Source organism: Sphingomonas sp. CCH5-D11 (genome assembly GCF_001557395.1).
Taxonomy (GTDB): Bacteria; Pseudomonadota; Alphaproteobacteria; order Sphingomonadales; family Sphingomonadaceae; genus Sphingomonas.
The window spans coordinates 1-8,126 of sequence record NZ_LSKH01000051.1 but is presented as its reverse complement, the minus strand read 5'-3'; the positions used below and the strand labels follow the sequence as shown (position 1 = coordinate 8,126).

Below are 8,126 nucleotides of genomic sequence, written 5' to 3'. Positions count from 1 at the left end.
AATCCGCGCCTGCGTGCGAACCGCTCGACATAAATCTCGACTGCAAAGAATATGTTCTCGACTACCTCGCCCATTCCTTCCCGGTGCAGCTCTACGAGCCCTTCACCGACAGCGAGGGCAACCTCTCGTCGCGGCCGGTCTATCGCGACGGCCAGCCCGTCGAAAGCCGCGAGGCCGTGGCGCGCCGCGACGAGCTGATCGCGCAGCTCGCCTCCCTGCCGCCCGTGCCCGGCGCGCTCGACCAGATCGTCCAGCATTTCGGCACGGAGCTGGTGGCCGAGGTGACGGGCCGCTCGCGGCGCATCGTCCGCAAGAGCACGCCTTCGGGCGGCGACCGCCTCGTCGTCGAGAACCGCGCCGCCGCCGCCAATCTCGCCGAAACCCAGGCATTCATGGATGACGGCAAGCGCATCCTGATCTTCTCGGACGCCGGCGGCACCGGCCGCAGCTATCACGCCGAGCTTTCGGCGCGGAACACCCGGCTGCGCGTCCACTATCTGCTCGAACCCGGCTGGAAAGCGGACGCCGCCATCCAGGGCCTCGGCCGCACGCACCGGACCAACCAGGCGCAGCCGCCGCTGTTCCGGCCCATCGCCACGGACGTCAAGGCGGAGAAGCGTTTCCTCTCCACCATCGCCCGGCGGCTCGACACGCTGGGCGCCATCACCCGCGGCCAACGCCAGACCGGCGGCCAGGGCCTGTTCCGCCCCGAGGACAATCTGGAAAGCCCCTACGCCCGCGATGCGCTCCGCCAGCTCTATCTCCTGCTGGTGCGCGGCAAGGTCGAAGGCTGCTCGCTCGAGCGCTTCGAGGCCGCCACCGGCCTGAAGCTGATGGACGCGAACGGCATCAAGGACGAACTGCCCCCGATCACCACCTTCCTCAACCGGCTGCTGGCCCTGACCATCGAGCTTCAGGGCATCCTGTTCACCGCCTTCGAGCAGCTTCTCACCGCCAAGATCGAGGGGGCCATCGCCGCGGGCATCTACGATGTCGGGCTGGAGACGCTGACGGCGGAAGGCTTCACCGTCACCGGCCGCCAGACGATCTATACCCATCCGGGCACGGGCGCCGAGACCCGGCTCCTCACCATCGCGCAGCGGACCCGAAACCGCCCGGTCACGCTGGACGACGCGCTCGCCCATCTCGGCGAATCCGGCGCCAGGCTGCTGGTCAACGAACGCTCGGGCCGCGCCGCGGTGCAGATCCCCGCCACCTCGATCATGCTCGATGATGGCGAGATCGAACGCCGCGTCCGGCTGATCCGGCCGATGGAATCGCACACCGTGCCGGTGAAGATGATGGGCGAGACCCATTGGACCGAGGCGGAACGGAACGACTTCGCCGCGGCCTGGAACGCCGAGGTCGCGGACGTGCCGGCGTTCTCCGACAGCACGATCCATGTCGTCGCCGGCCTGTTGCTGCCGATCTGGAAACGGCTGCCGAACGAGTCCACCCGCGTCTATCGGCTCCAGACCGACGAGGGCGAGCGGATCGTCGGCCGCAAGGTCTCGCCCGCCTGGGCGGCCAATGCGACCACGACCGGCGCAGCCACGCTCGCGCCCGCCGACGCCTTCATGGCGCTGATGGATGGCCGCACCATCCTCGACCTCGCCGAGGGGCTTCAGCTTCGCCGTGTCCGTGTGATGGGCGCCGACCGCATCGAACTGTCGGGGTTTACCGACACGATGCGCGAGCGGCTCACCGCCTACGGCCTGTTTCACGAGATCATCTCCTGGAAGCTCAGGATGTTCGTGCCGACGGGCGTTACCGGCCCTTCGGTGCTGGAGCGCGTGCTGGGCCGCTATCCGGTCCAGCGTATCAGCGAGCGCGAGGCGGCGCGATGACCCGGCTCGACGCTTCCGATCTGGCGCAGCGTCTCGGCCGGGAGGCCGAGGCGGTCTGCCGCCACTATCTCGACGCCGGCCATCGTCAGGGCAATTACTGGCAGGTCGGCGATGCCCGCAACACGCCCGGCCGCTCGATGTTCGTCCGGCTCAAGGCGACGGCGAAGGGACCGGCGGGCAAATGGACCGACGCGGCCACCGGCGAGCATGGCGATCTGCTCGACGTGATCCGGGAGAGTTGCGGCCTCACTGACTTCGCCGATGTCGCCCGTGAAGCCAGCCGCTTTCTCAGCCTGCCGCGTCCGAAGCCCGCGCCGGCGAGGAAAAAGCGACCGGGCACGCCGGCCCCGACGGGCTCGGCCGAAGCGGCAAGGCGATTGTTCGCCATGTCGCAGCCGATCAGCGGCACCCCCGTAGAGACGTATCTTCGCCATCGCGGCATTACGGCTTTGCACGGAACCGGAAACCTCCGCTTTCATCCGCGCTGCTATTATCGGCCCGACGACCACGGCCCGACCGAGACCTGGCCGGCGATGATCGCCGCCGTCACCGATCTCAGGGGCGCGATCACGGGCGCGCATCGCACCTGGCTCGCCCCCGACGGCTCCGACAAGGCGCCGATCGACACCCCGCGCAAGGCGATGGGCGACCTGCTCGGACACGCCGTCCGCTTCGGGATCGCCGGCGAGGTGATGGCGGCGGGCGAAGGCATCGAAAGCGTCCTCTCGGCGCGTCAGGCCATCCCGCACATGGCGATGGCGGCGGCGCTCTCCGCAGCCCACCTGGCCGCCATCTTGTTCCCCGAGACGCTGCGCCGGCTCTACATCCTGCGCGACAACGACCCGGCCGGCGACGGCGCGCGCGACAGCCTGGTCGAACGGGCGAACGCGGCCGGGATCGAAGCGATCGTGCTCTCGCCGGTGCTGGAGGATTTCAACGAGGATCTCCGGCGCCTTGGTCTGGATGCGCTCCGCGCCGGCCTCATGGGGCAGCTCGCACCGCAGGACGTCGCCCGCTTCTGGCTCGCAGCAGCATAGTGCCGACATGGAGACGGCGGGTCTGCCGCCATCATGCCCGGAGATGCGTCGGCCCATCGGAGAGGACCGCGCCTCGGCCTTCGAGAGGGCGATCGGCCGTCAGCGGGGCCGGATCGGCAATGGCTGCGGCCGACGATTTTCCGGCGCGTCCCTGCGGGCCGCTTTCCATCGCGAGGCAAAATCGCCGGCCTTCGCCATCCTCCGCTGCGCTTCGGCCCTGTCGCTTCGCTCCCGGGTGCAGGTCCGTCCCGCCCGACGGCTTCGTCGCCATAAAGGCCGCGACGGTCGCGGTCCTGACCGACGGAGCATCCCATGAGCGAGCATGACGACTACGAGCCCGAACACGCCGCATCGCCGACCGACCATATCGTGCAGGAGCTTCAGCTCTACGGCTTTCGTCCTTCGGAAGACGAGGCCGATCCTAGGCCCGTGCCGGAAGACCGCATCATCGCAGGCGCCGTCGCCGACATCTTCGACGCCCTGATCTCGACTGTGGCTGATACCAGCCTCGATCCCGACCTCGACGACCTCCTCTGGTCGACCGTCAACACCTTCCACCGCGCCGTCGAGCGGGCCGATCGCGACCTCGACGACAATGAACAGGCGCAGAAGCGACTTCAGCGCGAACAGGATGGCTCCGAGGTCAAATCCGTCCAGCTCGAACGCCTGATCGAGCAAGGGCAATCGCTGATCGAGCGGCGCGACAGCCTGGAAGTCTTCCGGGACAGCGCCGCCGACTGCTACCTGCGCGCCACCGGCTCACCCTGGTCCCAGCGCAGCGGATCGCGCGTCAGCCACCGCCATCTCACCGCCGCGATGATCGACAGCCGCGACTTCATCGCCGCGAGGAAACGTGCCGAAACCGAACTGCTCGTGCCCGCAGGTCCGAAGATCGCCTTTTCCGGCGGCGACACTGCTGATCACCAGCGGATCTGGGCCAAACTCGACCAGGTTCACGCCAAGCATCCCGACATGGTGCTGATGCACGGCGGCTCCCCGAAAGGCGCCGAGAAGATCGCGTCGCGCTGGGCGGAAACGCGGCGTGTGCCGCAGGTCGCCTTCAAGCCCGACTGGACGAAGCACGCCAAGGCCGCCCCGTTCAAGCGCAACGACGCCATGTTGGGCCTCCTGCCTATCGGTGTCCTCGTCTTCCCCGGCACCGGCATCCAGGACAATCTCGCCGACAAGGCCCGCAAGCTCGGCATCCCGGTCTATCGGTTCGCATCGGGCGGCGCATGAGCGCCGCCCGCACCTTCACCTTGAAAAATGATAGCAAATCTCATACATTGCTATCACTGCCATCATGACAGAGGGAGGCGCTATCATGCCCGCCGTGACGATCCGGAACCTGTCCGACGCGACGCATCGCGCGCTGAAGGTGCGGGCCGCCCAACACGGCCGCAGCGCCGAGGCGGAAATGCGCGACATCCTCGAAACGGCAGTCCGTCCCGGCACACGCCTGCGGCTCGGCAGCGCGCTCGCGGAACGCAGCCGCCGTCTGGGGCTCACCAATGAGGACGTCGCCGCCCTCGAACAGGCCCGTGACCGGACGCCGGCAAAGCCGATGAGCTTCGAATGATCCTCCTCGACACCAACGTCGTCTCCGAGGCGATGAAGCCCGAGCCCGACGACGCCGTGCGGGCCTGGCTCGACGACCAGGCCGCCGAGACGCTCTACCTCTCCAGCGTCACGGTCGCCGAACTGATGTTCGGGATCGGCGCGCTTGCCGGCGGAAAACGGAAGGACAGGCTCGCCGAAGCCCTGGAGGGCGTGATGGAACTGTTCGCCGATCGCATCCTGCCTTTCGATACGGGCGCCGCACGCCGCTATGCCGATCTCGCGGTCAAGGCGCGCACCGCCGGAAAGGGCTTTCCGACACCCGACGGCTACATCGCGGCGATCGCCGCCGCGCGGGATTTCGTCGTCGCCACCCGCGACACCAGCGCATTCGACGCCGCCGGCCTCGAGGTCATCGATCCGTGGACGGCGAAGCCATAACCTCCGTCACCCGCCGCGCAGCCTGAGCCAGGCGAATGCGGCAGACATACATCCCGGTCTCCTGACCGGACGGCCACCCCCCGCTTCAAGACGCTGATCCTTGGGTCCAGCCGATGGCCTGACGCCATCAACCCGTAAAGGGTCGGACTACGCATGCGCGTGCCGCCGCTTCGGCTTCGCCGTGCGCGGTGATTGCGGCCAACGGCCGGCCTCTTCGGGCGCCTGTCAGCGGGGGATGGACCTCCGCTCGAAACAGGAGCCGGATCGATGTCCTTCCATGACGCACACGCCTTCGCCTTCAGTCTCGCCACCACCCTGATGGCCGTCATCGTCATCTTCCGCGCCGGCGACGGCACGCTCTCGGTGACGCCCGCCAGTGAATATGACGGCGACCTCTCGCAGATCGTCCGCGAAATCGACCCCTTCAGCTCATGACGGGTCGAGATCGTCGACCGCGGGGCTGAGACCGCAGCGGTTTCAGCTCCCGCTGGCGCCGATGTTCCGCTATAGTTCGCAAGGCGCCGTGGTGGTGGTGGAAGGCGCGACCGTCAGAATCGTTCTTGCGGAGACACCACCATGATCGTCCTCGGAATCCTCCTCTCCATCGCGGCCATCGGCTTTTTCTGCTGGCTGCTGTTCACACTGGCCGTGTTCGCGCTGCCCTCGTTCGCGGGCATCACCGCCGGCGGCTGGGCCCACCACACCGGCGCGGGCTGGCTCGGCGCCATCCTGATCGGCCTGGTCGCGGCCGGGCTGACGCTCGGCCTCGGCCAGCTTCTACTCGGACTGGTCCGTCCTCTGTGGGCGCGGCTGCTGATCGCGCTCGCCTTCGTCGCGCCCGCCGCCATCGCCGGCTACCACGCCACGCATGGCATCGTGAAACACACCATGCCGTCGGAAACCTGGCAGCTGGTGTTCTCGGTCGTCGGCGCCATCGCGGTCGGCGTCACCGCGTTCGCGCGTGTCACAGGCATGGCGGCCACCGGCCCGTCCATCCAGAGCCCGGCTCGGGTCTGACCGTCGCCCGGCAGAGATCGGCGGGACAGGCAGGGCGACGCCTCCCCGACCGCGTGGTCCGGATGGCGATGCGGGCGGCAGTCCCCGGATCAGGCCGAGGACCATGACGCAATGCCCCTCGGGGCACAGCTGGACCGAGCGCCGATCCCGACGCGCCATCGACAAGGGCGCGATGGCAGTTTCCGCCCGTGGCAAGTCGGGTGGACACAGAGACGCAAAGTCCGCCGACAAGAGGGGAGATACGCCGGTGAACAGCGGGCGGATCTTGGCGCCGGTGTCGGCGGGGCCGCCATTCCTCTCGCGTCTCCCCGTCTCCAGACCGCTCCGAACGGCCTCTTCAATGGCTTGATCTGGCCGAAGGCCGGCTGCGCCTCGATCGCCTATGGCGCAACAGCGGCGTCACAGCTTTCTTCCCCTGCCGGCTGCGCCGTCATTCCTCGCGAGACAAGAAAGCTCCTCCTTTGCTGTCAGGCCCCATCCTCACCCCAGCGCGCAAGCGCGCCGGGGACCCCGAGGTGGGGTGCGCCGTCGATCGCCTCCGGCCTGTCGATCGCCATCGAGGCCGCACGGTGCGGGCTCGAAAACGCAAACGGAGATTTGAAAATGGCGACCATCGGCACGTTCAAGAAGACCGCCTCGAACGAGTTCACCGGCGAAATCGTCACCCTCAGCGTCCAGGCCAAGGGCGTGCGCATCGTACCCGACCAGCGCGCCACCGGCGACAACGCCCCCAGCCACCGGGTTCTGGTCGGCCGCGTCGAGATCGGCGCCGCCTGGTCCAAGCGCTCCAACGAGGGCCGCGACTATCTGGGCCTCAAGCTCGACGATCCGAGCTTCAACGCCCCCATCTACGCCAACCTCTTCGACGACGAGGACGGCGAAGGCTACTCGCTGATCTGGTCCCGCCCGACCCGCCGGGCGGACTGATCCCCGAGCAAGGCCCCGGCCGCACAGGCCGGGGCCTTTGCCTTGCCCAAACGAATCACCGGGCTCGCGGGAGCCCGAAAACGGGCGACAGGCGCCGCTACGGCGGCCGAGAACGACTAAAATAGCCGTAGTTCTGGCAGGGACTTATCTGCCGGTGGGAGGTGATCGTTCATGATCACCGCCCGACAGTCACGGGCCGCACGCGCGTTGCTGGGATGGACACAGGAGACGCTCGCTGACCAGGCCCGCACATCGCTGACCGCCCTCAAACGGCTCGAATCCGAAAGCGGCCTCGAGGTGTATGAGTCGACGCGCGATCTCGTTCGGCGGGCGCTCGAAGACGCGGGGATAGTCCTGCTCTCGACAGATAAGGGCGAAGGCGTGCTGTTGCTTCACGATCGGGAGCGCACACCGGCGAAGCGCTGAACACCCGTTGGCTCCGGCGTCTGCCGGGCAATCAACCGACGAGGGGCTGTTAACGAAACTTCGCCGAGCGATTATAGTCGCCCTATGGTCCAGCCGTCCCCCTTCCTCGATGAGCCGCCCTCCAGCCCATCGCTCACGGCCTATGACCGCGAGCATATGGCTCTCTATCTCCGTCTGCTGGACTCGGCGCGCGACGGCGCCGCGTGGCAGGAGGCCGTCCAGATCCTCTTTGGCCTCGACCCGGCGCACGATCCCGAGCGCTGCCGCCATGTTCACGACACCCACCTGGCCCGGGCGCGCTGGATGACCGAGCACGGCTATCGCGAATTGACCCGCCCCGGCCATTGAGGTGATGCCGCTTCGGCATCGCGCCCTGCCGCGCTTCCCGCTTCCGCCGCGCGCGCCCGTCAACCATCCTGCCGCTCGCAAAAGACTCGACAGCACAGGGAGGATCGCCGTGACACCCGATGCAGCCGGCTGGCGATCCTCCGATGGCTATGCGCGCATCTCCGACATGAGCGCATCCGATCTGGCCTGGGAGTGGCTTCGCCGCAACGAGGCCTATGACCAGGATTTTCAGGCGCTACGCGGAGGAACGGGGGACCGGCTGACTCTGACCGAGGAAATCCGGCGACGTTGGGGGCTGCGATTTCCCCATCGATCCGCAGACGCCGCCGGCTGAAGCTCGGATCGCCTGGCTGCCCGAGGACGACACCAGCGCCCTCCTCCTGGCGCCGGCGCCCGCCGCCTTCGCGGTCAGCGCCGAACCGAGAGCCCCGATCGCGGCGGCCGCGCACGTCGGCAGCGATGGCGAGGATGTCCTTCTCTATGATCTCGGCAACGGCCAGCGTCTCCAGCTCGACGTCGAGGCGGG

General features: G+C 68.1%; 11 protein-coding genes. All 11 read left to right on the top strand.

Features of this window, described 5'->3' with window-relative positions:
• Nucleotides 1–1,847, top strand: a 1,847-nt coding sequence (locus AX702_RS03385) for a strawberry notch C-terminal domain-containing protein (RefSeq protein ID WP_197420484.1), incomplete at its 5' end; no start/stop codon positions are given.
• A complete protein-coding gene (locus AX702_RS03380) occupies nt 1,844–2,884 on the top strand; it encodes a DUF7146 domain-containing protein (protein WP_066776147.1) in 1,041 nt (346 codons plus the stop codon). The genes AX702_RS03385 and AX702_RS03380, both read left to right, overlap by 4 nt.
• Nucleotides 2,885–3,196: 312 nt before the next feature.
• Nucleotides 3,197–4,123 carry a DUF2493 domain-containing protein gene (locus AX702_RS03370; RefSeq protein WP_066776141.1) on the top strand — a complete coding sequence of 309 codons (927 nt, stop codon included), beginning with the start codon at nt 3,197–3,199 and terminating at the stop codon, nt 4,121–4,123.
• Nucleotides 4,124–4,208: 85 nt separating this feature from the next.
• Nucleotides 4,209–4,463 (top strand): FitA-like ribbon-helix-helix domain-containing protein, encoded by a 255-nt coding sequence (locus AX702_RS03365; protein ID WP_066776139.1) that lies wholly within the window; start codon nt 4,209–4,211, stop codon nt 4,461–4,463.
• A complete protein-coding gene (locus AX702_RS03360; protein WP_066776126.1) occupies nt 4,460–4,882 on the top strand; it encodes a type II toxin-antitoxin system VapC family toxin in 423 nt (140 codons plus the stop codon). The genes AX702_RS03365 and AX702_RS03360 overlap by 4 nt, the downstream gene beginning before the upstream one ends.
• A gap of 267 nt (nt 4,883–5,149) precedes the next feature.
• Complete coding sequence (locus AX702_RS22380) at nt 5,150–5,317, top strand: hypothetical protein (RefSeq protein WP_197420483.1); 168 nt, start codon at nt 5,150–5,152, stop codon at nt 5,315–5,317.
• 141 nt (nt 5,318–5,458) lie between these two features.
• Complete coding sequence (locus tag AX702_RS03355; RefSeq protein ID WP_066776124.1) at nt 5,459–5,899, top strand: hypothetical protein; 441 nt, start codon at nt 5,459–5,461, stop codon at nt 5,897–5,899.
• 603 nt (nt 5,900–6,502) lie between these two features.
• Nucleotides 6,503–6,826 carry a DUF736 domain-containing protein gene (locus AX702_RS03350; protein WP_066776121.1) on the top strand — a complete coding sequence of 108 codons (324 nt, stop codon included), beginning with the start codon at nt 6,503–6,505 and terminating at the stop codon, nt 6,824–6,826.
• Nucleotides 6,827–6,997: 171 nt separating this feature from the next.
• Nucleotides 6,998–7,252: an XRE family transcriptional regulator gene (locus tag AX702_RS03345; protein WP_066776119.1), complete on the top strand. Its 255-nt coding sequence runs from the start codon at nt 6,998–7,000 to the stop codon at nt 7,250–7,252.
• Between the two features lie 84 nt (nt 7,253–7,336).
• Complete coding sequence (locus AX702_RS03340) at nt 7,337–7,600, top strand: DNA -binding domain-containing protein (RefSeq protein ID WP_066776117.1); 264 nt, start codon at nt 7,337–7,339, stop codon at nt 7,598–7,600.
• Nucleotides 7,601–7,709: 109 nt separating this feature from the next.
• Entirely contained in the window at nt 7,710–7,934 is a 225-nt protein-coding gene (locus AX702_RS03335) for a transcriptional regulator domain-containing protein (protein WP_066776150.1), read from the top strand.
• The last annotated feature ends 192 nt before the right edge of the window (nt 7,935–8,126 follow it).